A 26,012-nucleotide genomic window follows, 5' to 3' on the forward strand; every position below is an offset into this window, starting at 1 on the left:
GAGAGACCTGTGAAGAAGACATCCTTTCTTCGGGGTGCGCTGACCGTGGGGGTGCTCACCGCTCTGGCGGCGGGCGCCCTCGCGGGTGCCCCCGCCGCCTCGGCGGCCGACGTCAACGGCTGGAGCGGATCGGGAGACACCCGTACCGCGTCGGCCGCCGGCGCGACCGCCCGCATCACGACCACCGACAAGGTGCAGATCAAGGGCTCCGGCGACGTCGTCAACCTCGCCACGGTCCGCGACGGCGGAGAGCTCGGCCTCAACGTCATCGGTCTCAACGAGGGGTTCCCCTGCAAGAACGGCATCGAGTGCGTCCGCGGGAACGTCGTGATCGACTTCGGCCAGCAGGTCACGAACCCGAAGATCACCCTCGCGAACCTCGGCGGCGACGTCTACTCCATCGGCGGCGTGGTGCAGTCGTCGGCGAAGTACACGCTGAAGACCTCCGGCGTGAGCCTGAGCACCGTGAGCGGGAACCTCGATGTGACGTCGAACACGATCACCTCGACCTCCTTCGCCGCCAAGACCGGCACGGTCCAGGTCAACGGCACGGTCTCGAAGGTCGAGTTCCAGCTCAGCATGCGCTCGAAGGGCGCGTTCCTCGGGCTCGTGCCGACGTGGACGAAGGTGCCGAGCGACCTGCACAGCATCGACATCGACGTGGACAAGCCCACGGCGCCCGCGCTGACGGTGGACAAGAACGACCACCGCGACACGGCCGTGATCGGCGACCAGCTCTCGTACGACATCGTGGTGCGCAACACCGGCACCGGTGCGGCGAGCAACGTCGTCGTCAGCGATGACCTGCCGGCCGGGCTCACCGGGATCACCGCCGCGTACACCGCCGGCACGACCGGGACGGTCTCGGTCAGCGGGCAGCGCGTCCAGGGGACCATCCCGTCGCTCGCTCCCGGGGCGTCCTCGACGATCACCGTGAAGGCCACCGTCGGCGATGCGACGCCGATCGGGAACCTGCGCAACAACGCGTGCGCCGTGGCGACCTCCACGAACCAGGCGTGCGACTGGGACGACACCACCATCACCAAGAAGACGACGCCGGTGCTGACCATCAGCAAGGACGACGGCCAGGGTGATGTGAAGCTCGGCCAGGACCTCACGTACGACATCGTCGTGCGGAACACCGGAGACGGCGCAGCCACGAACGTCGTGGTCAGCGACCCGCTCCCGGCCGGTCTCGACTTCGTCTCGGGCAGCGGCCCGTCGGGAGTGACGGTGAGCGCCTCCGGGCGCAACGTGACCGCCAACCTCGGCACGCTGGCGCCCGGGCAGTCGGTCACGCTGAAGGTGAACGCCAAGGTCAACCAGTCGGCTCCTCCCGGGGCGCTGACCAACCAGGCCTGCGCGGTCGCCGGGAACGCGGCGAACGTCTGCGCGACCGACACCGACACCGTCAAGCGCGAGTTCTTCCAGTACACGTTCAACTCGAACCCGACCGACCCGACGCCGGGTCAGGCCGTGACGTATCGGATGGAGTTCGGCAACAACGGCAATGTCGACTCGGCGAACGCGGAGATCGCGTACACGCTGGCCGGTATCCTCGACGATTCCAGCTGGAACCCGTCGAGCGTGACGGCCAACCGCGGCACCGTCACCGTGAGCGGCGACAGCATCGACTGGAAGGGACCCCTCGCCTCCGGTGAGACGGTCGTGATCACCTTCACCGGTGTCTGGAACGGGAACGGCGACGGCTTCGCCTTCCCGAACGTCACCTACTACGGCAGCGCGCGCTAGCCGGCACTCAGGCGGACGCGCGGGTGCAGGCCCCTCTTCTGGGGGTGGCCTGTGCTCGCGCGTTCGCCTGTTTCCGCGTGTGAGTGAGTCAGTCGCGGTCGGCGCGACTGATGAGGTCCATCAGCTCGTCGAGCGTGTCGACGTCGATGACCTCGGTGCCGTCGGGCTCGCGCACCTCGATGCCGTCGACCTCCAGCTCCTCATCGAGCTGCACCAGGATGCGCGACTCCGGGAACTGCTTGGGGGCGACGAACGCCAGCAGCACGGCGTCCGCGAACACGACCACCGACGTGGCCTCGAGGTCGTCCCGCAGGTCGATCTGTTCGACGACGGGCTCGTCCTGCACCGCGTCCTCGATGTCGAGCGCGACCTCCTCGACGATCGCCCGCCAGCGCTTCTCGCTCATCGAGAGCACGCGCGCGATGGCCGCGACGAGCTCGTCCGGATCCAGGTCCTCCGCGGTCTCGTCGCCCTCCAGCTCGGGGTCGACGTTCACGTTCACGACGGTGCCGGCGGCATCCAGGCTCGCCCGGCCGTAGACGAGACCGTTCTCGGACACGGGGTCTTCGAGCAGACCGCTCTCGACGATGCGGGACAGGAGGAGATCGAGCGCCATGCTTCCAGTCTCGCGCATCTCGCCCGCCGTGGGCCCTGGTTCTTCCGCGACCGGAATCTCGGACGCGCGTAATCGATCCGCCCCCTCCGCCTCTTGTTCACCGGACCATCCCGACTCGACGGCCCCCGGCCGCATTCGAAAGGCAGGCTGCTGTGACCCGTCCCCTCTCCCGTTGCATCGGCGTCGCGCTCGCCGTCGGCGCCGTTCTCGCCCTGGCGATCCCGTCATCCGCGCTTCCGGCGGCGGCGGAGGTCGCCCCCGACGCCCCCGCCCTGAACTGGGTCGTGAACACCGCCCCCGGTGCGGCGAGCGACGAGACGCTGCGCGCGGCCATCGCCGACGCGGGAGGGACGCTGCTGATCTCGTACCCGGAGATCGGGGTCACCGTCGTCCGGGCGCCCGAGGGGGAGTTCGCGGCGCAGCTCCGCGCTCAGCCGTGGGTGCAGTCCGTCGGCCCTACCCGCACGTCGACCACGCCGGATCGCCTTCCCGAGCCGGCGGTATCGGCAGCCGGGGTCACCGAGGAGCCGGAGGCCATGCCCGCCGAGGGCACCGCGTGGGACACCGTCGCCGTCGGCGCGACGACCCCGGGCGGCGCAGGCGTGGTCGTGGGGGTCGCGGACAACGGCATCGACGCCGGGCATCCCGACCTCGCCGACCGCATCGACCCGGCGCTCTCCGTCGGGTGCGGGGTCAACGGCGTCCCGGACACCCGGCCTGCCGCGTGGCAGCCGGGCGCGGGGCTCGTCGGTGCCCACGGGACCCATGTGGCAGGGAGCATCGCCGGTGCCGCGAACGGCTCCGGCGTCCGCGGCATCGCCCCGGATGCGCGAGTCGCCGCCATCAAGGTCGACAACCAGACCGGGCACATCTACCCCGAAGCCAGCATCTGCGCGACGATGTGGGCGGTCCGACACGACATCCCCGTCGTGAACCACAGCTACTACGTCGACCCCTGGTACGTCTGGTGCGCCGGCGAGGACACGCAGTCCGCCGCGCTGGAAGCCCTCCGCCGCACGTACGCCTATGCGCACGAGCAGGGCGTCGTCAACGTCGCCGCCGTGGGGAACGAGAGCCAGGACCTCGCCACCATGACCACCGACGTCCTCAGCCCGGACGACGGGGCCCCGGAGCCGCGTGCCGTCGACTCCTCCTGCCTGAAGGCCCCTGCCGGGCTGCCGGACGTGATCTCCGTCGCCGCCGCCGATCAGGACGAGACCAGCGGCGCCGTCGTCATGGCCGGATTCTCCAACTACGGCGCAGGCAAGGTGACCGTCACCGCCCCGGGAGTCGTCTGGTCCGCGGTGACCCGCCAGGACGACGGCTCGATCTACGCCCTGTTCCCCGGTACGTCCATGGCCTCGCCGCACGTCGCGGGGCTCGCCGCTCGCATGCTCGCCGCCGACCCGACGCTCACTCCCGACGAGGTCACGCGTCGCATCAGGGCCACGGCCGACGGCGTCGCCGACGAGGGACCGGATCGGGTGGGCGCCGGACTCATGGATGCCGACATCGGTACCTCCGTCCCCGCTGTCGGGGTCTACTCCCGCGTGGCGCTCACCGGGCAGCCCTTCCGGGTGACCGGCAGCGGGCATGCGCCGCGGAGCACCGTGGAGCTCCGCGTGGGCACCGCCACCATGCCGGTGCAGACCGATGCGCAGGGACGGTTCGCGACCGTGTTCCCCGTCCCCGCGGATGCTCCGGCCGGGCCGAGCACCCTGATCGCCGGCGAGGCCAGGGCTCCCATCGTCATCCGCACCTCCCCGGCCGCGCCGACCATCCTCACCCCGAAGGCCGGGGCCACGATCACCGCGACCACGACGACCATCTCGGGTACCGGCGTCCCGGGCTCCCGGGTCCGCGTGGACGTGCGCGACGGGGAGCTGACGCCGTTCCTGCGGTTCGTGACCGTGCGCGACGACGGCACCTGGACCGTGGACGCACCGCTGACGCAGGGGACGTATGAGGTCGTGGCCAGGACGATCGTCGGCGGCGACACCTCGGCCCTCACGGCGCCCGTGCGGTTCTCGGTGCACACGAAGTCGGCGATCGGCTACTCGGTCGAGCTCTCCCCGCAGCCCGGGGCTACGCACGACACGCTCATCCTCCTCGACCTCGCCAACGCCGGGGCGGCGGGCGGACGGGCGGTCGTCGACATCGATCTGACGGCTTTCGGGGACGTCGAGGTCCCGGTACCGACGGTGGGCGAGGTCGAGCGGACGGCCCGCGGGCTGCGATGGACCCTCACGCTGGAATCCGCGGAGAAGGCCCAGCTGCAGATCCCCGCGACCTCCGGCGACGAGCCGGCCTTCCCCGTGATCGCTGTTCGATGAGACAGGCGGTCACGCCGGTTCAGGCGCTTTCCGGAAGCGATGGCCTGAACCGGCGTGACGGCCTGCGTGTCAGAGCCACCTCTTGTACTTGAACACTCCATAGAGCCCGACCGCGAACGCGGCCATCGCCCCGATCGCCATCGGATACCCGAACGCCCAGTGCAGCTCGGGCATCACGTCGAAGTTCATGCCGTAGACCGTGCCGACGAGCGTGGGCGCGAAGATGATGGCCGCCCACGAGGAGATCTTCTTGATCTCGTCGTTCTGAGCCAGCCCCGCCTCCGAGTGCCGCCGCGCGACCAGCGCCGACTGCACCGTCAGGGCGTTCTCGAGGATCGCGCGGAACGAGTCGACGCGCTCGTTCACGCGGATCGTGTGGTCGAGCACGTCCCGGAGGGAGCGCTGCAGCTCCTCGTCGATGCGGTACTTCTCCGACCCGCGGCGTAGCCACTCCAGCATGCCGCTCAGCGGGTGCACCGCGCGCTGGAAGTTGATGACCTCGCGGGAGAGTTCGTAGATGCGGCGGGAGAGGGCGTCGTCGTCGCTGTCGCCGAAGAGCTGGTCCTCGATCTCGTCGATGTCGTTCTCCAGGCCCGCCACGACGGGCTCGTACTCGTCCACGACCTCGTCGAGGATCGCGTAGAAGACCGCCTCCGGTCCCATCGCGAGCAGCTCCGGGTTGGCCTCCATCCGGCGGCGGACCGCGGCGAGGTTCGGCGACTCCGCGTGGCGGATCGTCACCACGAAGTCGGGGCCGATGAACAGGTGCAGCTCACCGAACTCGATCGACTCCTCCTTGTCGCGGTAACGGGCGGGGCGCAGCACGGCGAAGAGCGTGTCGCCGTAGCGCTCCACCTTGGAGCGCTGATGCCCCGAGAGCGCATCCTCGACGGCGAGCGGATGCAGATCGAACTCGCGGGCGACGGACGCGACCTCTTCCGGACTCGGTCGGTACAGGCCGATCCACGCGATCCCGCCGGCGGCGTCCAGCATCCGGTAGGTCTCGTCCAGGTTCTTCGGGGTCTCCACGCGACGTCCGTGGACGTACACGCCGTTGTCGATGAGCGCCATGATGCGGCTCCGTTCTCGCGGGCGCACGCAGACGCTTGTCTCGCGTGCGGATTCGTCAGGGGGCGGGAGACGCCGCCGATGACTGCGAGGCGAGAGGCACGGACGCGGAGCAGGAGCTCAACGCGTGGGTGCCGGGAAGCGCGACGCAGCGAGGGCGGCGTCGTTACTATCGTCGGACATCGCCATCACCGCCTTTCCGTGCTTCTCCGGGGCCAGCTTACTCCTCCGTTTCGAATCGCCCGAATGGCCCCATTCCGGCCGCAGATGCCGCGAAGTGCGCGATTCGAAGGGGTCAGGGGACGATCGCGTCGATGTAGCCGCCGTCGACCCGGACGGCGGCACCCGTCGTCGCCGAGGCGAGCGGGGACGCGAGGTACGCGACCATGTTCGCGATCTCCTCCGGTTCGATGAGCCGCTGCAGCAGGGACTGGGGGCGGTGCACGCGCATGAACTCGCGCTGGGCCTCCTCCCACGGCAGCTGCGGATCCACGAGCGAGTAGACGAAGTCCTCCACGCCGCCGGTGTGGGTCGGGCCCGCGAGCACCGAGTTCACCGTCACACCCGTGCCGGCCGCCTCCTTCGCGAACCCCCGGGAGACGGCGAGCAGCGCGGTCTTCGACATCCCGTAGTGGATCATCTCCGCCGGGATCACGACCGCCGAGTCGCTCGCGATGTCGAGCACCCGACCCCAGCCGCGCTCCTTCATGCCGGGCAGGGTCGCGCGGATGAGCCGGACGGCGGCGAGCACATTCACGTCGAAGTACCGGCGCCACTCGTCGTCGGAGATGTCGAGCGCGGGGGTGGCCCCGAAGATGCCGAGGTTGTTCACGAGGATGTCGACGTCTCCGGTGGCGGCGAGCACGCGGGCGGCGCCGTCCTCCGTGGTGACGTCGCCCGGCGCGGCGACGAGGTTCCGGTCCGGGTTCTCCTCCTGCAGCGCGGCGATGACCGACGACACGGTCTCGGGGTTCCGGCCGTTGACGGCGACCCGAGCTCCCGCATCGGCCAGAGTCGTGGCGATGGCGAGTCCGATGCCCTGGGTCGAACCCGTGACGAGGGCCGTCTTCCCGGCGAGGTCGATGCGCATGATGTCTCCTCCGTGTCGCTGCGGCGTCGGGTACAACGCCCGCCGCGCCGGTTTCATGCCCGCCCGCTCCCCGCCACGGGAGGGGCGGGAGTGGGACATGCCGTCTCCGTGCGGGACGGGAAACGGGCCGGGGACGGGAGTGGAAGGCGCGGTTTTGATCCCGCACGGCGGGACGAGACCGCGTGCGGGACGGGAAACGGGCCTGGGGGGACGGGAGTGGGAGCGATTTTGATCCCGCGAGGTGGGCGGGGTGCGGGGCGCGGGGGCTAGAGGGGGATGGGGGTGCCGGCGCGGGACGCGGACTCCTGCGCGGCCTTCACGATCTCGACGGTGCGGATGCCGACACCGGCGTCGGGCTGGGGCTGACGGCCCGCACGCACGGCCTGCACGAACTCCTGGAGCAGCAGGGCGTCGAGGTCGGCCCCGACCGGGGTCCAGGTCTCGCCGTGGGCATCGTGTCCGGCCACGCCCTTCGCGAAGGGGCTCACGGTCACGGTCCCGCGCTCGGCCACGACCTCGAGGGTGAGGCCGCCCCAGGTCGGCGAGCTCAGCGGCCAGCTCCACGAGCAGTCGATCGTGGCGATCACCCCGCTCGGGTACTGGATCGTCACGAGGCCCCCGGTCTCGACCGCGAGGTCGCGCTCCCCGTGCAGGATGCTGTTCGACACCGCGCGGACGGTCTGCGCCCGCTCACCCAGGAGCTCGTCGAGGAGGTCGGCGCAATGCACGACGTGGTCGACCAGGGCACCGCCGCCGGCGAGCGCGGGATCGGTGAACCAGGCCCGGTCCTGCGGGAGCTTGCCGTTGTTGATGCCGGTGACGCCGAGGATCTTCCCGAGGCGTCCGCTGCGCAGCTCGGCGACGGCGTCGCGCACCGCGGGGGAGAAGCGCACCGGGTACGCCACCATGAGTAGCACGCCCGCCCGGTCGCAGGCGTCGCGCATCGCGATCGCGTCCTCGACGGTCGTCGCCAGCGGCTTCTCGCACAGCACGTGCACGCCGGCCGCGGCGGCCTGCTCGACGAGGGCGCGGTGACGGGAGTTCTCGGCGGCCACCACGACCGCGTCCGGGCCCCACGCGAAGGCCTCGTCGTAGGTCTCGACGTACGCGACCCCGAGCTCCGCGGCCAGGGCGGCACCGCGCGGAGCGTCGTCCGGGGCGGAGGCGCCGTCGGGGTCGGCGGCGATCAGCTCGACACCGGGCATCTGCTGCAGCGCGTGCACGTAGCTGAGGGCGTGCGTGTGCGCGAAGGACAGCACGGCGATCCGCAGCGGGCGGGGAGCGGTCATCGGGTGGCCTCCTCGGCGACGGCGACGGCGGGGGACGAAGCGGGGAGGGCGACCGGGGCTCCGGAGGCGATCGAGGCGTAGGCGGCCTCGGCGACCGCGACCGCCTGGATGCCGTCCTCCGGGGTGACGGCGGCATCGCGTCCCTCCGCGATGGCGGCCACGAAGTCGGCGATCTCCGCGTAGTACGGACTCTCCTCGGGTGACATCGGCGGGAGGTAGTCGGTCGCGCCCTCGACGAGCACGGCGTCGGTGCGCAGCGTGTGGTCCTCGGCGCTGTCGTAGCGCAGGCGCCCCTCGGATCCGGCGACCTCGACGCTGGTGCGGAACGGCATGCCGGGCTGCACCCAGCTCGCGTGCACGTGGCTGATGACCCCGTTGCGGTGGGTGAGCACGACATGCGCCGTGACCGGGGCCGGAACGCGGTCGTCGACCGTCGGCGGGTTCTGCACCGCGTAGACGCTGTCGACCGGCCCGGCGAACCACAGCGCCTGATCGATGTCGTGGATCATGAGGTCGCGGATGACGCCGCCGCCCGCCCGCTCCGAGAAGAACCAGGGGGCCTGGGGTGCGGCGCCGAGGCGACGGAAGCGCTGCACGGCAGGGGTGCCGATCTGCCCGGCGTCGATGCCGGCCTTGATCCGGGCGTACTCCCCCATGTAGCGCACGACGTGGGCGGGGAACAGCCGTACTCCCGCGGCGGCTGCGGCGGCGGTCACCTCGGCGGCGGCCTCCGCGGTCGCGGCGAGCGGCTTCTCGCAGATCACGTCGATCCCCCGGGCGATGGCCCGAAGGGCGAAGTCGGCGTGGGTGCTGCTCGGCGTGACGATGTCGACGACGTCGACCTGCTCCAGGAGCGCGTCGACGTCCGCCACGACCTCGAACCCGTATTCCGCGGCGATCTCCTCCGCGCCCTCCTTCGAGGTGACGAAGCCCTGCACGCCGAGCGCCCGCCAGGCGTCGGCGTGCACGCGGGAGATCCCGCCCGCGCCGATGAGTCCGACCTTCAACGTGCTCACTGCTTCTCCTCGGGGTCGACGCCGGCCGCGGGGTCGTGCGGCAGGGGGGTGATCGGTGGGGCGGGCATGTCCTCGATGCCGTAGATGTCGCCCGGATGCCGCTGGAACGCGTGCACGACGGCGCCGTGGGCGGCTGCTTCCGCACCCAGCCGTGCCTCCGCGACGGGCACCTGGAACGGCAGTCCGAGGTGGCCGGGCAGGGCGGCGCGCAGGGGGTCGAGCAGCTGCTCGTGCGCGGCCGAGAGTCCACCGCCGATCACCACCATGGCGGGGTCGACCGTCATGATCAGCGTCGCGATCCCGTGGGCGAGTTCGTCGATGAAGCCGTCGAGCTCTTGCCGGGCGGCCTGCTCCCCGCTGCGCGCCAGGGCGAACACCTCGGCGGCGGTCGGGGCGGTGCGCCACGAGATTTGCCCGGTCTCGGTGTTCAGGCCCCGGAACGCGAGGCGGCCGATGTCTCCCGCCGCGTTGTGGATGCCGCGCCGCGGACGGCCGCCGAGGATGAGGCCCATGGCGATGCGGTTGCCGACCGACAGGTAGATGACATCGTCGACGAGCTGCGCGACGCCGAGGTGATGTTCCGCAACGGCCGCGAGCCGCACACCGTTGTCGACCGCCACGGGGCAGCCGAACGCCTGGCGCAACTGCGAGCCGATGTCGATACCGGACCACTCCGGGATGACGACCGAGGTGGTGACCCGTCCGTCGTCGTCGACGATGCCGGGCAGGGAGACGCCGATCGCCCGCAGACCGGTCCGCGGCAGCGAGAGCGGGGCGAGAGTGCCCCGGACGTCGTCGATCACGGCGGCGAGCTTGGCCGGGCCGTCGGGCTGCTCCGCGACGCCGGGGAACGCCCGCTGGGCGATGACCACCCCCGCGAGGTCCGCGACGACGACCCGCACGCTCGCGACGCCGATGTCCACGCCCACCACCACACCGGCGGCGGCGTGGAAGGAGTAGCGGCGGGCCGGGCGCCCCGCGCCGCCGCCGTTCTGCGCCGGGGCGTCGACGAGGAGTCCGGAGTCGGAGAGCACCGCCACGGCGTTCTCGACGGAGGTGCGGGAGACCTCGAGCGACCGGGAGAGGTCGCTGACGGTCGCCGGTCCGGCATCGCGCAGCCGGAGTGCGGACCGCGCCACGATCGAGAGCGGACTGGTCGCGCCCATCGGGTCCCTCCTTCGTCTCCGCCGTTGGTGCGATCAAATTAGCACACCCGATTCTCAGATCGGGGATTGTTGTTCACGGCCGAGAAACACGGCGGAAACAAGGCTCTGAGAACTTATGCTTGACGAATTATCCAAAGCCAATGTCATAATGAACCGTACTCAGCACGGTTTACGCAAAGGAGCACCATGCGCGTCAGCAAGATCACCGGCGTCGTCGCGGGAGTCGCGGCCGCCACCCTGTTGGCCGGATGTTCGGCCGGCGGAGGCAACACCGCAGAGGGCGAGCAGGACATCACGGTCTGGCTCTACCCCGTCATCGCCGACGAGGCGGTGCACAAGGACTTCTGGGACTCGACCATCGAGGCGTTCGAGAAGGAGAACGAGAACGTCAACGTGAAGTACGAAATCTTCCCGTGGGCGAACCGTGACGAGGCCCTGCAGACGGCGATCGCCGCCGGCAAGGGACCGGACGTCGTCTACCTCATCCCCGACCAGCTCGCGGCGTACCAGAAGTCGATCGCCCCGCTGAACGACCTGCTCAGCGAGGAGCGCCAGGGCGACCTGCTCCCCAACGTCAAGGAGTCGGTCACGCTCGGCGGCGACATCCTCGGTGCCCCGATCCTCACCAGCGCGCAGCCGCTGATCTGCAACGCGGCCGCGTTCGAGGGCGCCGGGGTGACCGAGTACCCGGAGACGTGGGACGACATCGCCGAGATGGCTCCGGCGTTCATCGACAAGGGCATGTACGCCCTCAACTACCCGGCGTCGGCCGAGAACACCCTCAACCTCACCTACTACCCGCTGCTCTGGCAGGCCGGCGGCGAGGTCTACACCGAGGACGGCGAGGTCGGCTTCGACAGCAAGGCCGGCGAAGAGGCGCTCACCTTCCTGACCGACCTGGCCGAGGAGGGCGCGCTCGACCCGGAGGCCCTCACCACCAACGTCCCGCTGGAGCAGACCGCCATCGCCCAGGGCAAGGTCGCCTGCACCTGGAACAACGCCGTGACCGAGGTCGCGCCGTTCTGGGGCGAGGAGAACGTCAAGGTCCTCGCGCCGCTGACCGATGAGGAGTCCGTGGCCTACGGCACCGTCGGCTCGCTGTCCGTGCTCAAGGGCTCGAAGGCCCCCGAGGCCGCAGCCGCGTTCGCCGAGTTCGCGACCGGCGCCGACGTCGTCGAGCCGTACCTCAAGGCCGCCGGCTACTTCTCCGCGCTCAGCACCACCGAGCCGCTGTACGCCGACGACCCGCTCCTCGGCGAGGTCGAGAAGTACGTCCCCGACACCACGGTGGGCGAGCTCGACGCCAGCTCCCGTGCGCTCATGGGCGTGCTCTCGCCGGAGATCCAGGCCGCCCTGCTGGGCCAGAAGTCCCCGGCCGACGCCCTGAAGGACGCCGCGGCCGCCGCAGCCCCGCTGCTGCAGAAGTGACACCCGGGGGCGTGCGGGTACCCGCCGCACGCCCCCTCTCTCCCGCCCCCCACGTGAGGAATCGACAATGACGACGGCCACCACGGCGCCGAAGCCCGCAGGACGGGTCGCCCGGGTGCTCGCCCGACGGGAAGCGCGCGTCGCGTTCCTGTTCGTGCTCCCCGCCTTCCTGCTGTTCATCGCCTTCCGCTTCGGCCCGAGCATCGCGGGTGTGGCGCTGAGCTTCTTCGACTACGACATCTCCGGCGAGATCGCCTGGCGCGGCCTCGACCACTTCCAGCGCCTCGTCGCCGACCCGCTGTTCTGGCGGGCGCTGGGGACCACTCTCATCTACACGGTCTTCGCGGTGCCGATCGCGCTCGTGCTGTCGACGATCATGGCCCTCGGCGTGCGCCGCGCCTTCCGCGGCGCCCGGTTCTTCCGCTCGATCTTCTTCCTCCCCGTCATCACCTCGCTCGTGCTGGCCGGCTCGATCTTCGTCTGGATCTTCTCCGCCAACGGCCCGTGGTCCGCGCTGATGGCCCCGCTCGGTCTCGGCGGCTCCTGGCTCGGCAGCACCGTGCTCGTGATCCCCGCGATCGTCGTCGTGGGCGTCTGGTCCCGGTTCGGCTACGGGATGATGATCCTCATCGCCGCCCTGCAGGACGTGCCGCGCGAGCTGGAGGAGGCGGCGCTGGTCGACGGCGCGAACGCCTGGCAGCGCTTCCGGTGGATCATCCTCCCGCACCTGCGCCCGACCTTCTTCTTCCTCGCGGTGATCGAGACGACGGCCGCCTTCCAGGTCTTCGACGTCATCTACGTGATGACCCAGGGCGGGCCGGCGAACGCGAGCTACTCGCTCGTCTACATGCTCTACGACCAGGGCTTCCGCTACTTCGACTACGGCTACGCGGCCGCGGTGGGCGTCGCCCTGTTCGTCATGACCCTCGTGGTCGCCCTCATCCAGCGCCTCGTGATCGGAAAGCAGAAATGACCGCCCTCCTGCAGCCGCCGACGCAGACGACGCCGCCCGCGACGCGTCCCGCCGCGCGGAAACGCCGCTCGTTCCGCGCGCTCGAGCCGACCGGCTGGGGCATCGCGGTCCGCTGGATCTGGCTGAGCCTCGCCGGCATCCTCAGCTTCTTCCCCTTCTACGCCATGGTCGTGCTGAGCCTGAAGCCGGGCATGCTCGTCGAGCTCCCCGGCTCGCTGCTCCCCTGGAACGACATCTCGTTCGAGGCGTACGAGCAGGTGCTCGCCGGGCAGAACATCCTCGTCTGGCTGTTCAACACGCTCGTCTACTCGCTCGTGTCGGTCGTGGCGGTGCTGTTCCTCTCCGCGCTCGCCGGGTACGCCTTCGCCAAGAAGCGCTTCCGCGGCAAGGAGGTCATGTTCTGGTCGTTCCTGGCGATGGTCATGGTGCCGTTCCACGTGACGCTGATCCCGACGTTCATCCTCATGGCGAACCTCGGCGGCATCGACACCTACTGGGGCCTCATCCTGCCGACGCTCGCGAACGCGCAGGCGGTCTTCCTCATGCGCCAGTTCATCCAGGGCCTTCCCGACGAGCTGTTCGAGGCGGCCCGCATCGACGGCGCCGGCGAGTTCCGCATCTTCCTGCGGATCGTGCTGCCGCTGTGCAAGCCGATCCTCGCGACGCTCGGGATCTTCGTCTTCCTCTGGCACTGGAACGACTTCCTCTGGCCGCTCATCATCGCCAAGTCCAACTCGATGTTCACCCTCACCGTGGGCATCTCGTCGCTGCAGCAGCAGGATGTGCCGCTCAGCACCATGCTCGCCGGCTCCGTCGTGGCGCTGCTGCCGATCTTCCTCGCGTACCTCATCGCTCAGCGGTACGTGCAGGAGGGCGTCACCGGCACCGGGATCAAGGGCTGAGAAGAAGGGAACCGCACGACAATGACGCAGTACGCATTCGCCTCCGAGGCCGAGCTCGAGGAGGCGCTGGCCACCCCGAGCGACGGGCTCGTGGCCGACCTCGCCCAGGGTTCCGGAGACCTCGTGATCCTCGGCGCCGGCGGCAAGATGGGACCGACCCTGGCGATGCTCGCCCGGCGCGGCCTGGACGCCGCCGGACGCACCGACGACGCGGTGTACGCGGTCTCCCGCTTCGGCGACGCCGCCATCCGCGAGCGCCTGGAGGCCGCGGGGGTCCGCGTCGTGCCGTTCGACCTCATCGAGAACGACGACCTCGCCGGTCTCCCCGACGCCCCGAACGTGGTGTTCATGGTGGGCGCGAAGTTCGGTGCCGCGACCAACGCCTCCTGGGCGTGGGAGGTCAACGCGGCCCTTCCCGACCGCATCGCCCGCCGGTACCGCGACAGCGCGATCTCGGTGCTCTCCACCGGGAACGTGTACCCGTTCGTCCCTGCCGCCTCGGGCGGTGCCGCCGAGGAGACCACGCCCGCGCCGATCGGCGAGTACGCGCAGTCCTGCCTCGGACGGGAGCGCGTCTTCGAGTTCGGGGCGCAGGAGCGCGGCACCAAGGTCGCGATCATCCGCCTGAACTACGCCGTCGACCTCCGCTACGGGGTGCTCGCCGACATCGGCAGCGCCGTGCACGCGGGCGAGCCGGTCTCGGTCGCCACCGCCAACGTCAACGTGATCTGGCAGGGCTACGCGAACGAGGTCGTGCTGCGCAGCCTGGTGTATGCCTCCACCGACCCCTTCGTGATCAACCTCACCGGTCCGGAGCTGCTCAGCGTCTCCTCGATCGCCCACCGCTTCGGCGAACTGTTCGAGCGGGAGGTCGAGATCGTGGACGAGCCGCAGCCGACCGCGCTGCTCAGCGATGCGCGCCGCTGCATGGCCCTGTTCGGCTACCCGTCCGTCTCCGCCGAGGAGCTCATCCGCATGCAGGCCGGCTGGATCCGCGACGGACTGCCGATGATCGCCAAGCCCACCAAGTGGGCCGTACGGGACGGGAAGTTCTGATGACCGACCCCGCTGCGCGGACGGCGACCGTGCCGTCGCTGCGCCCTGAGGCCGCCGCGACCCTCGCCCGCGGGGCCGTGATCCCGGCCCATCCGCTCGCCCTCACCGCCGCGCGCACGCTCGACGAGCGGCGGCAGCGGGCGCTCTCCCGTTACTACCTCGACGCCGGGGCCGGCGGCCTCGCCGTCGGCGTGCACACGACGCAGTTCGAGATCCGCGACCCGGAGCACGCGCTCTTCGAGCCGGTGCTCGCGCTGGCCGCGGAGGAGATGGACGCCCGCGACGATGCGACCCTCGTGCGCATCGCCGGCGTGGCGGGCGACACGGCCCAGGCGGTCGCCGAAGCGGAGCTCGCCCGCTCCCTCGGCTACGACGCCGTGCTGGTGAGTCCCCGCGTCGCGGGTGCGGACGAGCGTGCCCTGCTCGACCGCGCCCGCGCCGTCGGCGAGGTGCTGCCGCTGGTCGGCTTCTACCTGCAGACCGCGATCGGCGGACCCGTGCTCGACCGCGAGTTCTGGCGGGAGTTCGCCGCGATCCCCTCCGTCGTCGCGGTGAAGGCCGCTCCCTTCGACCGCTATCGCACGCTGGAGCTCGTACGGGGCGTGGCCGCCTCGGGCCGCGCCGACGAGATCGCGCTGTACACGGGCAACGACGACGCGATCGTCGCCGACCTGCTCTCCGAGTTCCACGTGGACTCCCCGTCCGGGCGGCGCACCCTCCGGTTCGTCGGCGGGCTGCTCGGCCAGTGGGCGGTCGGCACGCACGCGGCGGTCGCGCTGCTGGAGCGGGTGCATCGCGCCCTGGCGGGAGACGCGGAGGCCTACCGTGAGGTGGGACGCCGTGCCTCGGACATGGTGGACGTGAACCAGGCCGTGTTCGACCCGGGCAACGACTTCCACGGCGTCATCGCCGGGGTGCACGAGATGCTCCGCCAGCAGGGGCTTCTCGAAGGCATCTGGTGCCTCGACCCGGCCGAGGGCCTCTCGCCGGGACAGGCGGAGGAGATCGCCCGCGTCCGGCAGGCGTATCCGGAGCTCAACGACGACGCGTTCATCGCCGAGAACCTCGAGGCCTGGCTGCGATGACCGCCGGCACGGGCGCTCCGAGCGTGGTCGCGGTCGTCTCCGCCGAGCTGTTCGCGGAGTTCTTCTCGCCCGAGGACGCGGCGCGCTTGGAGGCCGTCGCGGCGCGGCTCGGCGGGACGTTCGTGCGGGTGGACCGGCTCGCGGACGCGGTGCTCGACGAGGCGCGCGTCGTGGTGACGAGCTGGGGCGTGGGTCCTTTCGACCACGCGGTGCTCGCCACCCTTCCGAAGCTGGAGCTCGTCGCGCACACCGGGGCCACGATCAAGCCCTTCGCGACCGACGAGCTGTTCGACCGCGGCGTGCGGGTGACGCAGGCCGGGGCGGGGATGGCCCGGTCGGTGGCGGAGGTGTCGCTGACCTTCACGCTCGCGCTGCTGCACCGGGTGCCCGAGATGCACGACGCGCTGCGCGCCGGGAGCGGCTGGTGGGACGCGGAGGCCGTCGGGGTGCAGCACGAGATCCTCGGCGCGCCCATCGCGGTCATCGGCGCCTCCCGGACCGGGCGGGCGTACCTCGAGCTCCTCCGGGCGCTCGGCGCACAGCCGCTGCTCGTCGACCCGACCCTGGAGGCCGCGGAGGCGGCGTCCCTCGGGGCGGAGCTCGTGACGCTCGACGAGGCGCTCCGTCGCGCGCAGATCGTCGCGGTGCATGCCCCGACCCTGCCCGAGACGCATCACCTGATCGGTGCACGCGAACTCGCCCTGATGCCGGACGGCGCGGGCCTGGTGAACACGGCGCGCTCCTGGCTCGTCGACGAGGCCGCCCTGCTCGCCGAGCTCCGGCGCGGCCGGTTGAGCGCCGCGATCGACGTGTTCGACGAGGAGCCCCTCCCCGCGGAGAGTCCCTTCCGCTCGGCACCGCGCGTGCTGCTCACTCCGCACCGCGCGGCCGGGACCAGGGAGGGCCGACTGCGGCAGGGGCGGATCGTCGCCGACGAGCTCGACGCCTTCGCTGCGGGGCGGCCGCTCGCACACGCCGTCGACCGCGCCCAGCTCTCCTCGATGGCATGAGCGCCGTAGTCGTGCGGTCGGCGCGGGCGGAGGACCAGCCCGCCCTCGCGGCACTGTGGGCGGCCGCCTTCACACCGCCCCTCGCGCCGGACCAGTGGCTCGTGGACGACGAGCGGCTGAGCCACACGCTCGTCGCGGAAGACGACGAGGGCGTGTGCGGGTCGATCTTCGGACTGCCGAAGCGCCTGCGGGAATCGGACGGCGGTGTGGCGCGGGTGCACGCGATCGGCAGTGTGGCGGTCGCCGAGCGGGCTCGCGGTCGGGGCCTGGCCCGCCGGCTCGTGGCCGCCACCCTGGACGCGGCGGGTGACGCCGACTGGGCCCTGCTGTTCACCGGAACCCCCGACGTGTACCGGTCGAGCGGCTTCACGACCTTCTCGATGCCCCGTGCTTTCGCCGGGCCGTGGGCGGCGTCGGCGACGGCCCCGGAGTCCGCCTCGGTCGCGCGCGAGTGCGTAGGACTCGGTGTCCTCGGCCCGCTGCGCGAGGTCTACGAGCGCTCCCGCACCGGTGTGGTCGTGCTCGCTCCGGTGCGCGGCGACCGCGACTGGACGATGGCGGAGGTGCGGCTGCGTGGCACCACGCTGTATCGGCTCGCCGAGGCGGAGGCGACGGTCGGCTACGCGGTGGCGGAGGTGCGCGACGGCATCGGGCTGCTGCACGAGAGCGCGACCGATCCCACCGTGGCCGATCCGGCCGCGGTGCGGCACACCCTGCTGGAGGCCGTGGCCGCGGACTGGGCCGCGGCGGGCGTCCGCACCTGCGAGCTGGCCGTCCCCGCGCTCGCCGCGGAGGAGGCCGCCGTCCGGGCGTTCGCTCCCGCGGCCGTGCGGCAGGACGACCGCACCGGGATGATCCGCCCGCTTCGCCGCCAGGCCCGGGTGGACGGCATCCGCCACTTCACGGCGGGCGACTACTTCTGAGCATCCGCTCGGAGAGCGCTGGGGATCGGGGACTGATCGGTGACCGCGATCCGGCCGAGGGCCGGACGCCTGACCGCGGCGAGGACGCCGCAAGGAGGATGAGCATGACCCAGCTGGACACCACCACCGAGACCGCGGCGATGCGCAGTCGACGGATGCTGCTCGCCGGTTTCGGCGCCGCCGCCCTGGGCGGGGTCGCCGCGATCGGCGCGCCCGCCGCGGCCCAGGCCGCGGGACCCGCCGTGCCGCAGGAGTCGTCGGGCTCGAAGAACGTCGCGCACGGAGGCGTCGCCACCGCCCTCGCGACGCGCAAAGGCAAGGAGGGCGACCTCGTGCGCACGAGCGGCTACGCGACCCCCGGCGACGGCGGCGACGGGCTCTACCGCTTCGTGAAGAAGGACGCCCCCACGGCGAACGGCGGCACGGTGCTCGCGGGGCCGAAGGGCGGAGCCTGGGTGCTCGTGCACGACGGCACGGTCGACTTCCGGAAGTTCGGCATCATGGACGCCTCCGCGCCCGCGGACGACGCGCTCGATGCGATGGTGGGCGACGCCCGGGTGCGACGCGTGGAGGCGCACACCGACCTCAACTTCGTCCGCCGCCACAAGTTCTCCCGGTCGAACATCGCCTTCGACTTCGGGAACCACCTGATGACGACCGAGGGTATCGAGAACGCCGGGAAGGACGACCCCTTCGCGGCCGTCATGTTCTTCCGCGGCGAGGTGACCGACGCGGTGCAGGAGGCGAAGCTCGGCGAGGACGTGCCCGACCTCGCCGACATCTTCCCCGTCGCCGACTCGTCGTTCTTCGCGGTCGGAGAGTGGTACGCCGCCGAGGTCAACGCGCTGTCGGGCCGCTGGGAGCGCGAGCTGCAGCGGCTGGTGCAGGTGACCCAGATCGTCGACGGTCGGCACATCCGCGTGAACTACAAGAACGGCTGGCCGCTCGGCAAGGACCGCACGATGACCTGGCGGCACGTGAAGCCGGTGCAGGACGTGACGGTGTCGAACCTGAAGTTCCTCGGCAAGGGGACGGACGAGTACACGGGGTCGCACCCGCTGGCCTTCGAGTACGCGGTGCGCTGCGACGTGGACCACATCGACGGCACGGCGACCTTCTGGCCGCTGATCCAGCGCCGGTGGAACACGTACTTCACCACGGAGAGCTGCACGCTGAAGAACCCGACCTCCGTCACCTGGGGCGGCGCGGGCTACCTGACGCAGCAGATCTACTGCCTGTACGGCTACGTCGCCAACTGCCACACCGCGAACGCCCGGCACCTCAACGACTTCACCGCGAGCGCCTACTGCCTCGTGGAGAACTGCCACGGCGACGGCGACGACCAGGGCCCGTTCGTCACCCACGGCCAGTACGAGCACGACCTCACCTACACGGGCAACTCCGGCCTCATGACGTTCGCCAACTCGGGCGCCGCGTGGGGCTCGGCCGCCAAGCGCATCACCGTCCGCAAGCACGTGTGCTCATGGTTCGTCGCGCGGGTGCGTATCACCGACCTGACGCTGGAGGACGTGCAGGTGATCGGCAAGCCCTCGCTGTCCGGTTCAGGAATGCTGTGGATCAACGCGGACGGCGCGCAGCTGCGGGGCTGCACCGCGTCGGACACGCTCATCATCACCCAGGCGTCCGACAACTCCGCCCGCCCGACCGTGATCGCCGACTCGCACTTCACGTTCGTCGCTCCGGGCGAGCTCACCAACGCGACGGTGAAGACGCCGGTGACCTTCGTCGACACGGTGCTCGACCGCGTGGGCGGCATGAAGATCAACGGGCCGGGTGCGGTCACCTTCCGTGGCTCGACCCTCACCGCGGCGGACGACGCCGCCCCCATCGCCTCCGCGACGGGCAAGCTGCGCATCGAAGGCTCGACGCTCCGCAACGCCCGCATCGCGGCCGCCGGAAAGGACCGTCAGGTCGTCGAGATCGCGGGATCCGAGGTGTCGGCGAAGGGTGGGACGACGGTGTCGCGGTCGGGCGCGGGCGAGCTGCACCTGACGCTCGCCGACAGCACCTTCCGGGCCGAGGGGGCGACCACGCACGTCGCCGTGACGAGCGGCGCGACCCACTACCGCGCGGTCGGCAACCGCTTCGAGGGCGGCGCCCTGGAGCTCCGCGACGACGCCTTCGGCACAGGCTCGACGCTGCTGCACACCGGCAATGTGGAGGCCGGGGTCACCCGCACGGCGTTCCCCGGCGAGGGCGACCGCGTCGTCGACACCGCCAACCTCGTCGTCGGCTGATCCTCCCGGGCACGACTTCGGAGCTGCGGCGCGACCCGCCGCCTCCCCGGCCCCGCCTACGGCGTGTCGCCGGGGGTCTCCGAAGTCGTGCCCGGGCGGTGCCGGGGGCTGTCCGGGTTCAGGAGCGAGTGCCGGCGGCTGTAGGCGAAGTACACGACGAGTCCGATCACGAGCCAGACCCCGAACCGGAGCCACGTCTCGGGGTGGAGCTGCGAGATGAGGAAGAGCGAGAAGCCCACGCCGACGATCGGGACCACGGGCATGAGCGGCAGCCGGAACGTCCGCGGCGCCTCCGGCTTGGTGTAACGGAACACGATCACGGCGATGCAGACGACGACGAAGGCGGCGAGGATGCCGATGTTCGTGAGGTCGGCGACGGCGCGGATGGGGAACACCCCCGCGAAGAACGCCGCGCCCAGCCCCGCGATCCAGGTGACCCGCTGCGGGACGCCGCGGCGGTCGACCCGCGCGAACCAGCCGGGGAGCAGTCCGTCGCGGCTCATGCTGAACCACACCCGGGTGGCGCCGAGCAGGAACGTGAGCATGACGGTGAGGATCGACACGACGGCGAACACCGAGATGACGGAGGCGACGACCGGGAGCCCCGCACCCGTGAACGCCGAGGCGAAGCCCGCCTTCGGATCGATGTCCTGGTAGTTCTGCATGCCCGTGAGCACGAGCGTCGCGGCGACGTAGAGCACCATGGCGATCACGAGGGACAGGATGATCGCCTTCGGCATGTGCCGACGCCCGTCCTTCGCCTCCTCGGCGGCCGTGCTCATCGCGTCGTAGCCGAACACCGCGAAGAACACCGTCGCGGCACCGGTGAAGACGGGGCCGAAGCCGTTCGGCAGGAAGGGGTCGTAGTTGGCGGGGTCGATGAAGAAGACGCCGAGGACGACGATGAACACCACGAGGAGGATCTTGATGGCCACGGCGACGAGTTCGAAGCGGCCGAACGTGCGGGTGCCGCGGCTCAGCAGGAACGTCACGAACAGGCAGATGAGGATGGCCGGGATGTTGATCACGCCGCCCGGCTGGTCGGCAGTCTCCGTGATCGCGGTCGGCAGCTCCAGCCCGAATCCGGAGAGGAACGCGTCGAGATAGCCGGAGATGCCGATCGCGACGACGGCGACGATGGCGACGTACTCCAGGAGCAGGTCCCAGCCGATGAACCAGCCGACGAGCTCGCCGAGCGCGACGTAGCCGTAGCTGTAGGCGGAACCGGCCCGCGGGATCATGCCGGCGAACTCCGCGTACGACAGCGCGGCCGCTGCCGACGCGAGCCCGGCGATGAGGAAGGAGAGGACGACGGCGGGGCCCACGGCGGGAGTCGTCGCATCGCCGTGGGCGACGAGTCCGGCGAGCGAGAAGATCCCGACGCCGACGATGCCGCCCACGCCGATCGCGGTGAGCTGCCAGAGCCCGAGCGTCCGGAACAGACTGCTCCCGCCCGACTCCTCCGTCATGTCGCTGACGGGCTTGCGGCGCCACACGGACGTCGTGGAACGGGGTCGATCTGTCCGGGGCATCGTCGCCTTCTCTCGTCAGGAACGGTAGAACGTTACCTTCGCCGACGCGCCGTCACAAGACCGTGGATCCGGCGGCGGACGCGGTGCAGCAGCGGCATCTCTAGGTAGATCACGAGGGGGACGGCGATGGTGACGAGCACCAGCGTGCGCACGACGATCGGGAGTCCGGAAAGCGGGGCGGCGAGGACGAGGTTCAAGACCGTGAGGGTCGGGAAGACGGCGATCCAGATCATCAGCGCGAGCTGGTGCTGCGTGGGCGGGGGGACGGGGGTCGCCGTCGGGGCGGGTGCTGCGGACATTGCTGTGTTCCTTCTCTCTCGGGGGGTCAGGCGCCGCGGTGGGTCGCGAGCTGGGCGGCGAGGTCGTCGTCGGTGAGGTCGGCGTTGAGGGCGATCGCGGCGGCGGAGCCCTGTCCGGCCGCGGTGATGAGCTGCGCACGCGGATCGGCGACGTTCCCGGCGACGGAGACCCCTGGCACGCTCGTGCGCCCGCCGGCATCGTGCCGGACCCACCCGTTCTCGTCGGTCTCGCAGCCGAGAACCTGGAGGAGGGCGTCGTGAGCGCGCATCTCGGGGCGGACGAACACCGCGGCGCGCTCGACGTGCGTGCCGTCGCTCAGCTCCACGCTCTGGAGGCGGTCGGCCTCGACGATGAGGCGGGAGACCTCCCCCGGATGCACCCGGACGCCGCGCGCGTCGAGACGTTCCTGCTCGTCGTCCGTGAGCGGCCGGGTGTGGGGGAAGTAGACGACGTCGGCGGACCACTGGGCGATGAGGAGCGCGTGGGCGACCGACGCAGCCGTGCCGCCGATCACCCCGAGAGCGCGATCCCGCACCTCGTAGCCGTGGCAGTACGGGCAGTGCTGTACGTCTCGCCCCCAGCGCTCCCGCAGATGCGGGATGTCGGGGATCTCGTCGCGCAGGCCCGTGGTGACCAGCACCCGCCGGGCCTCCAGCCGTCGCCCGTCGTCGAGGGTGGCCGTGAAGCCCGGGGACAGCTCGGCGACGCGTCCGTCGATGATCGTGCCTCCGTAGCCCGCGACCTCGTCGCGTCCGCTCGCGAGCAGCGCAGCGGGCGCGGCGCCGTCCCGGGAGAGGAAGCCGTGCAGATGCGCCGCGGGGGCGTTGCGGGGCTCCCCCGCATCGACGATCGCGACCGTGCGTCGAGCGCGGAGCAGGACCAGGGCGGCGCTGAGGCCGGCGGCACCGCCGCCGACGATGAGCACATCGAATCTCTTCATGCCACGAGAGTCGCCCCGGAGGTGCCGGGGCGGCAAACTTCTTTGCTGCTCCTGGGAAATGCGGCCAGACTGAGGACGTGCAGGGGGACGAGATCGACGCGACGCTCGACGGCGTGGGCCCGCGGTTGCGGTGGCTCCGGAAGCAGCGGGGGATGACGCTGACCGACCTGGCCGACGCCACGGGGATCTCCACGAGCACGCTCTCGCGGTTGGAGACCGGGCAACGCCGACCGAGCCTCGAGCTTCTCCTCCCGCTCGCCCGCGCCCACCGGGTGCCGTTGGACGACCTCGTCGGGGCGCCCGACGTCGGCGATCCGCGCGTGCGATTGAAGCCGCGCCGCGTGCACGGCCGGATCGTCGTGCCGCTGACCCCGCACGCCGGCCCGGTCCAGGCCTGGAAGATCCTCATCCCGGGGAGCCAGGTGACTCCGCGTCCCCGGGCGCACGAGGGGCGCGAATGGCTCTACGTGCTCAGCGGCACCATGCGGTTGATCCTCGGCACGCGCGATCTGCGCATGGCAGCCGGAGAGGTCGCCGAGTTCGACACGCACGTGCCGCACTGGTTCGGGAGCGCGGACGGGGAGCCCGCCGAGGTGCTCAGCCTGTTCGGTCGACAGGGCGAACGCGTCCACGCGGGCGAGTCGGGCGCGCAGCCCGAGGGATGACGGCGGACGCCCCCGCCTCGGGGGCGATCAGTGGACGAGCTCGGCGATCCAGTCGGTGGCGATGACCGCTTCCCGGCGCTGGAAGTCGCGGAGCGTCGTCATCCCGTCCGGCGCGGGAAGACGGCACTTCTCGAACCAGGCGCCGCCCGCGGCGGACAGGAGGGCGATGTGGTCCTCCGTGGTCGACCCGGCGAAGACGGGGTGATCGAGCAGGGGACCGACCTCGGCCGCGGCGTCCTCGACGCGGAGGTCGAGCAGGTAGAGGAGGGCGTCCTCCCACCCCGCGCCGCGGGCCGCCCACGGCCAGTCGAGCAGCCGTGCGCGGCCGGAGGGTTCGATGAGGATGTTGTCGGCCCTGAGGTCGCCGTGCAGGAGCCGATCCCCCGCGACCGCGGTGCGCACGCGTTCCGCCGCCGTGCGGAGGAGGTCGACGTTCTGCGCGCACCACGGGGTGGTCGTCTCCAGGAGCCCGGCCTCCTCGAGCCGCCGCCAGGATCCGGAGTCGTCGTGCAGCTCGTCGGCGAGGCGGGGAAGCGTGCCCGGCGCCTCGGCGGTGGCCAGGGCGGCGATCGCATCCAGGACGTGCGCGGTGTCGGGCGCGGTGGCCGAGCGTTCCGGATGACGACCCTCGACGTCTTCGATGAGCAGCACCGCCCACCCGTCCGCGGTGAAGGCGTCGACGAGGTGCGCGGCGGGGAGGGAGCGGGGGATCGCGCCGAGCACCTCGGCCTCCCGCACGTAGAGCGCGAACGTGCCTTCCGCGGACTCCTGCACCGCCTTGACGAACAGCCGCCGTCCGTCGGCGAAGGTCAGCCGTGAGGCCAGTCCCGCGGAGAAGCCGCCGTCCTGCGACTCCGCCCGGGCCACCGGCGAACCGGCGAACTCCTCGACCCGGGCTCGGAGAGCAGGAGGGAGCTGAGTCCAGTCGAGGCGCGCCATCGCCCCAGCGTAGACGGCGGGCGCTCAGTCCCCGGACACGCCGACGAGCTCGGCGCTGCGCTGCCAGAGGGCCTCGGCGAGAGCCGGGTCGTTCACCTGCGGGTTCACGCGGGTGCTGAGGACGCGCTCGTCGTAGTAGCCGCCGGAGATCCAGGTCTCGCCCGGCGTGCCTTCGAGGAACCAGCGCAGCGTCGCGCCGCCGCGGTCGCTGCCGATGAGCACGAGGCGGCGCAGCGGGGTGCGGTAGACGAGGCGCATGATGCTCGACGACTCGGCGGCGAAGTTCGTCGCCACGGTGCCGGGGTGGAAGGCCACCGCGCTGAGTCCCTGCGCATGGAACTTCTCGTGCAGGCTCTTCGCCATCAGGACGTTGGCGAGCTTGGCGTCGCCGTAGGCCTTGTTCGGGGAGTACCGGCGGGTGTTGTCGAGATCGTCGACGTCGAGATGCCCGAAGAGGCGATGGGCGACGCTGGAGGTGTTCACGACCGCGCCGCGGGCGGCGAGCAGCTGCGGGAGCAGGAGGTTCGTCAGCAGGAACGGGGCGAGGTGGTTCACCTGCATGGTCTTCTCGTGCCCGTCGACCGTGGGGGTGCGGTCGCCGAAGATGCCGCCGGCGTTGTTGGCCAGCACGTCGATGCCCTCTGCGCCCACGGCGTCCGCGAGCTGCGCGGCGAGCGCGCGCACGTCGTCGAGACGCGCGAAGTCGGCGGTGAACCACTCCGCGCCGGTCTCCTCCGCCACGGCCCGCATCTTGTCGGGCGAGCGGCCCACGAGGAGCAGCCGGTGCGGGGACCCGGCGAGCTGGCGGGCGGCGGCGGCGCCGATCCCGTCCGAGGCTCCGGTCAGCACGATGGTGCGTGCGGCCACGGCGGCGCTCACTCGGCCGACGGCGTGATGCGGCGGACGGCCCTGGTCACGTGCTCGGCGATCACCGCGCGCGCCTGCTCCGGATCGCCGGTCGCGATGGCGTCGACGATCTGCTGGTGGCTGCGCACGTGCTCCTCCTGCTCGGCGGGGTCGAGGGCGGAGTTGGCCGCCTGGATGAACCCGGCGATCCGGCCACGGAGCTGGGCGCTGAGCTCGTCGAGGAACCGGTGCTCGGCGAGGTCGGCGAGGGTCTCGTGGAAGAGGCGGTCCTGGCGCAGGACCTCGGCCACATCGCCCGGAGCCGCCGCCGCCATGGCCTGGATGATCGCTTCCAGCCGGGCCGCCGACTCGTCGTTCCACCGCTCCTGCACCCGGATCGCCATGAACTGCTCCAGGACGATCCGCAGACTCGAGATCTCCTCCAGGTCCTGCGCGCTGAGCTGGGCGACGCGGGCGCCGCGGCGGGGCTCGCGGGTGATGAGGCGCTCCTCGGCGAGCCGGGTCAGGGCCTCGCGCACGGGGATGTGGCTGACGCCGAGACGGTCGGCGAGCTTGCGCTCCACGAGGCGCTCGCCGGGGGCGAGCTCTCCGGAGTGGATCGCCGCCCGCAGCTCGTCCGTGACCTGCTCGGCGATGTTCTGATCCGACACGCTGCGCATCCGGGGCCCTTCTCGATCTCGCGTGGCCCGGTGCTCGTCGAGCGGGGCTCCTTCGCTCGGTCGATGCTATGGCATGAGGCCGGGACTGGACAGGAACCGCGCGGTGCTAGATGCTATAGCAAAACCCGAAACCGATGACGAAGGA

At 71.3% G+C, this 26,012-nt stretch carries 23 protein-coding genes; 11 read left to right on the forward strand and 12 right to left on the reverse strand.

Annotated elements, in window-relative coordinates; translation table 11 throughout:
- The first annotated feature begins 9 nt into the window (after nt 1–9).
- Nucleotides 10–1,752 carry a DUF7927 domain-containing protein gene (locus tag BLU02_RS10720; RefSeq protein WP_060922754.1) on the forward strand — a complete coding sequence of 581 codons (1,743 nt, stop codon included), beginning with the start codon at nt 10–12 and terminating at the stop codon, nt 1,750–1,752.
- A gap of 88 nt (nt 1,753–1,840) precedes the next feature.
- Here the strand turns inward: BLU02_RS10720 and BLU02_RS10725 are convergent, their stop codons facing one another.
- A complete protein-coding gene (locus BLU02_RS10725) occupies nt 1,841–2,368 on the reverse strand; it encodes a hypothetical protein (RefSeq protein ID WP_060922753.1) in 528 nt (175 codons plus the stop codon).
- Nucleotides 2,369–2,520: 152 nt separating this feature from the next.
- Between BLU02_RS10725 and BLU02_RS10730 the strand changes: the two genes are divergently transcribed.
- Nucleotides 2,521–4,701, forward strand: coding sequence for a S8 family peptidase (locus tag BLU02_RS10730; RefSeq protein WP_060922752.1), 2,181 nt, complete (start codon nt 2,521–2,523; stop codon nt 4,699–4,701).
- A 69-nt stretch (nt 4,702–4,770) separates the two neighbouring features.
- On the opposite strand, the gene corA is transcribed toward BLU02_RS10730, so the two are convergent.
- From corA to BLU02_RS10755, 5 genes are all read right to left on the reverse strand, one after another.
- Nucleotides 4,771–5,772 (reverse strand): magnesium/cobalt transporter CorA, encoded by a 1,002-nt coding sequence (gene corA / locus BLU02_RS10735; RefSeq protein ID WP_025104158.1) that lies wholly within the window; start codon nt 5,770–5,772, stop codon nt 4,771–4,773.
- A gap of 292 nt (nt 5,773–6,064) precedes the next feature.
- Complete coding sequence (locus BLU02_RS10740; RefSeq protein ID WP_060922751.1) at nt 6,065–6,859, reverse strand: SDR family NAD(P)-dependent oxidoreductase; 795 nt, start codon at nt 6,857–6,859, stop codon at nt 6,065–6,067.
- Between the two features lie 266 nt (nt 6,860–7,125).
- Nucleotides 7,126–8,148 (reverse strand): Gfo/Idh/MocA family protein, encoded by a 1,023-nt coding sequence (locus BLU02_RS10745; RefSeq protein WP_060922750.1) that lies wholly within the window; start codon nt 8,146–8,148, stop codon nt 7,126–7,128.
- Nucleotides 8,145–9,164, reverse strand: a complete 1,020-nt coding sequence (locus BLU02_RS10750) for a Gfo/Idh/MocA family protein (protein WP_060922749.1) — start codon at nt 9,162–9,164, stop codon at nt 8,145–8,147. Before BLU02_RS10750 ends, BLU02_RS10745 begins: the two co-directional genes overlap by 4 nt.
- On the reverse strand, nt 9,161–10,330 hold the full coding sequence (locus BLU02_RS10755) for an ROK family transcriptional regulator (RefSeq protein ID WP_083370975.1): 1,170 nt from the start codon (nt 10,328–10,330) through the stop codon (nt 9,161–9,163). The genes BLU02_RS10750 and BLU02_RS10755 overlap by 4 nt, the downstream gene beginning before the upstream one ends.
- 186 nt (nt 10,331–10,516) lie before the next feature.
- Between BLU02_RS10755 and BLU02_RS10760 the strand changes: the two genes are divergently transcribed.
- The 8 genes from BLU02_RS10760 (at nt 10,517) to BLU02_RS10795 (ending at nt 19,965) form a co-directional block, all read left to right on the forward strand.
- On the forward strand, nt 10,517–11,758 hold the full coding sequence (locus BLU02_RS10760) for an ABC transporter substrate-binding protein (protein WP_060923534.1): 1,242 nt from the start codon (nt 10,517–10,519) through the stop codon (nt 11,756–11,758).
- A gap of 67 nt (nt 11,759–11,825) precedes the next feature.
- The gene (locus BLU02_RS10765) at nt 11,826–12,731 is read left to right on the forward strand and encodes a carbohydrate ABC transporter permease (protein ID WP_060923533.1); all 906 of its coding nucleotides are present in this window, start codon (nt 11,826–11,828) and stop codon (nt 12,729–12,731) included.
- The gene (locus tag BLU02_RS10770; protein ID WP_060923532.1) at nt 12,728–13,633 is read left to right on the forward strand and encodes a carbohydrate ABC transporter permease; all 906 of its coding nucleotides are present in this window, start codon (nt 12,728–12,730) and stop codon (nt 13,631–13,633) included. The genes BLU02_RS10765 and BLU02_RS10770 overlap by 4 nt, the downstream gene beginning before the upstream one ends.
- A 21-nt stretch (nt 13,634–13,654) precedes the next feature.
- Nucleotides 13,655–14,689 (forward strand): NAD-dependent epimerase/dehydratase family protein, encoded by a 1,035-nt coding sequence (locus BLU02_RS10775; protein ID WP_060923531.1) that lies wholly within the window; start codon nt 13,655–13,657, stop codon nt 14,687–14,689.
- Nucleotides 14,689–15,774: a dihydrodipicolinate synthase family protein gene (locus tag BLU02_RS10780; protein ID WP_083370976.1), complete on the forward strand. Its 1,086-nt coding sequence runs from the start codon at nt 14,689–14,691 to the stop codon at nt 15,772–15,774. The genes BLU02_RS10775 and BLU02_RS10780 overlap by 1 nt, the downstream gene beginning before the upstream one ends.
- Entirely contained in the window at nt 15,771–16,784 is a 1,014-nt protein-coding gene (locus BLU02_RS10785; protein WP_083370977.1) for a hydroxyacid dehydrogenase, read from the forward strand. Before BLU02_RS10780 ends, BLU02_RS10785 begins: the two co-directional genes overlap by 4 nt.
- Nucleotides 16,781–17,707: a GNAT family N-acetyltransferase gene (locus BLU02_RS10790; RefSeq protein ID WP_083370978.1), complete on the forward strand. Its 927-nt coding sequence runs from the start codon at nt 16,781–16,783 to the stop codon at nt 17,705–17,707. Before BLU02_RS10785 ends, BLU02_RS10790 begins: the two co-directional genes overlap by 4 nt.
- A 104-nt stretch (nt 17,708–17,811) precedes the next feature.
- The gene (locus BLU02_RS10795) at nt 17,812–19,965 is read left to right on the forward strand and encodes a peptidase C14 (protein ID WP_082750122.1); all 2,154 of its coding nucleotides are present in this window, start codon (nt 17,812–17,814) and stop codon (nt 19,963–19,965) included.
- Nucleotides 19,966–20,021: 56 nt separating this feature from the next.
- Here BLU02_RS10795 and BLU02_RS10800 read toward each other — a convergent pair whose 3' ends face one another.
- From BLU02_RS10800 to BLU02_RS10810, 3 genes are read right to left on the reverse strand one after another with little or no spacing between them, the layout of a single operon-like run.
- Entirely contained in the window at nt 20,022–21,497 is a 1,476-nt protein-coding gene (locus BLU02_RS10800) for an APC family permease (RefSeq protein WP_060922901.1), read from the reverse strand.
- Nucleotides 21,498–21,529: 32 nt separating this feature from the next.
- Nucleotides 21,530–21,796 carry a putative antibiotic biosynthesis monooxygenase gene (locus BLU02_RS10805; protein WP_060922902.1) on the reverse strand — a complete coding sequence of 89 codons (267 nt, stop codon included), beginning with the start codon at nt 21,794–21,796 and terminating at the stop codon, nt 21,530–21,532.
- Between the two features lie 26 nt (nt 21,797–21,822).
- Nucleotides 21,823–22,737: an NAD(P)/FAD-dependent oxidoreductase gene (locus tag BLU02_RS10810; protein ID WP_060922903.1), complete on the reverse strand. Its 915-nt coding sequence runs from the start codon at nt 22,735–22,737 to the stop codon at nt 21,823–21,825.
- Nucleotides 22,738–22,814: 77 nt separating this feature from the next.
- Between BLU02_RS10810 and BLU02_RS10815 the strand changes: the two genes are divergently transcribed.
- Nucleotides 22,815–23,402, forward strand: coding sequence for a helix-turn-helix domain-containing protein (locus BLU02_RS10815; protein WP_231919557.1), 588 nt, complete (start codon nt 22,815–22,817; stop codon nt 23,400–23,402).
- Between the two features lie 27 nt (nt 23,403–23,429).
- Here BLU02_RS10815 and BLU02_RS10820 read toward each other — a convergent pair whose 3' ends face one another.
- The 3 genes from BLU02_RS10820 to BLU02_RS10830 are packed head-to-tail and all read right to left on the reverse strand — an operon-like array spanning nt 23,430 to nt 25,867.
- The gene (locus tag BLU02_RS10820; protein ID WP_060922904.1) at nt 23,430–24,341 is read right to left on the reverse strand and encodes a phosphotransferase family protein; all 912 of its coding nucleotides are present in this window, start codon (nt 24,339–24,341) and stop codon (nt 23,430–23,432) included.
- Between the two features lie 24 nt (nt 24,342–24,365).
- Nucleotides 24,366–25,208, reverse strand: coding sequence for an SDR family NAD(P)-dependent oxidoreductase (locus tag BLU02_RS10825; RefSeq protein WP_060922905.1), 843 nt, complete (start codon nt 25,206–25,208; stop codon nt 24,366–24,368).
- An 8-nt stretch (nt 25,209–25,216) separates the two neighbouring features.
- On the reverse strand, nt 25,217–25,867 hold the full coding sequence (locus BLU02_RS10830) for a GntR family transcriptional regulator (protein WP_060922906.1): 651 nt from the start codon (nt 25,865–25,867) through the stop codon (nt 25,217–25,219).
- Nucleotides 25,868–26,012: the final 145 nt, after the last annotated feature.

The sequence above is a fragment of the Microbacterium paraoxydans genome, from assembly GCF_900105335.1.
GTDB lineage: Bacteria > Actinomycetota > Actinomycetes > Actinomycetales > Microbacteriaceae > Microbacterium > Microbacterium paraoxydans.

Excerpts from the sequence above, each read along its gene's own strand:
- BLU02_RS10725 (WP_060922753.1), bottom strand. The coding sequence starts at position 2,368 with ATGGCGCTCGATCTCCTCCTGTCCCGCATCGTCGAGAGCGGTCTGCTC.
- corA (WP_025104158.1), bottom strand. The coding sequence starts at position 5,772 with ATGGCGCTCATCGACAACGGCGTGTACGTCCACGGACGTCGCGTGGAG.
- BLU02_RS10740 (WP_060922751.1), bottom strand. The coding sequence starts at position 6,859 with ATGCGCATCGACCTCGCCGGGAAGACGGCCCTCGTCACGGGTTCGACC.
- BLU02_RS10745 (WP_060922750.1), bottom strand. The coding sequence starts at position 8,148 with ATGACCGCTCCCCGCCCGCTGCGGATCGCCGTGCTGTCCTTCGCGCAC.
- BLU02_RS10755 (WP_083370975.1), bottom strand. The coding sequence starts at position 10,330 with ATGGGCGCGACCAGTCCGCTCTCGATCGTGGCGCGGTCCGCACTCCGG.
- BLU02_RS10760 (WP_060923534.1), top strand. The coding sequence starts at position 10,517 with ATGCGCGTCAGCAAGATCACCGGCGTCGTCGCGGGAGTCGCGGCCGCC.
- BLU02_RS10765 (WP_060923533.1), top strand. The coding sequence starts at position 11,826 with ATGACGACGGCCACCACGGCGCCGAAGCCCGCAGGACGGGTCGCCCGG.
- BLU02_RS10770 (WP_060923532.1), top strand. The coding sequence starts at position 12,728 with ATGACCGCCCTCCTGCAGCCGCCGACGCAGACGACGCCGCCCGCGACG.
- BLU02_RS10775 (WP_060923531.1), top strand. The coding sequence starts at position 13,655 with ATGACGCAGTACGCATTCGCCTCCGAGGCCGAGCTCGAGGAGGCGCTG.
- BLU02_RS10780 (WP_083370976.1), top strand. The coding sequence starts at position 14,689 with ATGACCGACCCCGCTGCGCGGACGGCGACCGTGCCGTCGCTGCGCCCT.
- BLU02_RS10785 (WP_083370977.1), top strand. The coding sequence starts at position 15,771 with ATGACCGCCGGCACGGGCGCTCCGAGCGTGGTCGCGGTCGTCTCCGCC.
- BLU02_RS10790 (WP_083370978.1), top strand. The coding sequence starts at position 16,781 with ATGAGCGCCGTAGTCGTGCGGTCGGCGCGGGCGGAGGACCAGCCCGCC.
- BLU02_RS10795 (WP_082750122.1), top strand. The coding sequence starts at position 17,812 with ATGACCCAGCTGGACACCACCACCGAGACCGCGGCGATGCGCAGTCGA.
- BLU02_RS10800 (WP_060922901.1), bottom strand. The coding sequence starts at position 21,497 with ATGCCCCGGACAGATCGACCCCGTTCCACGACGTCCGTGTGGCGCCGC.
- BLU02_RS10805 (WP_060922902.1), bottom strand. The coding sequence starts at position 21,796 with ATGTCCGCAGCACCCGCCCCGACGGCGACCCCCGTCCCCCCGCCCACG.
- BLU02_RS10810 (WP_060922903.1), bottom strand. The coding sequence starts at position 22,737 with ATGAAGAGATTCGATGTGCTCATCGTCGGCGGCGGTGCCGCCGGCCTC.
- BLU02_RS10820 (WP_060922904.1), bottom strand. The coding sequence starts at position 24,341 with ATGGCGCGCCTCGACTGGACTCAGCTCCCTCCTGCTCTCCGAGCCCGG.
- BLU02_RS10830 (WP_060922906.1), bottom strand. The coding sequence starts at position 25,867 with ATGCGCAGCGTGTCGGATCAGAACATCGCCGAGCAGGTCACGGACGAG.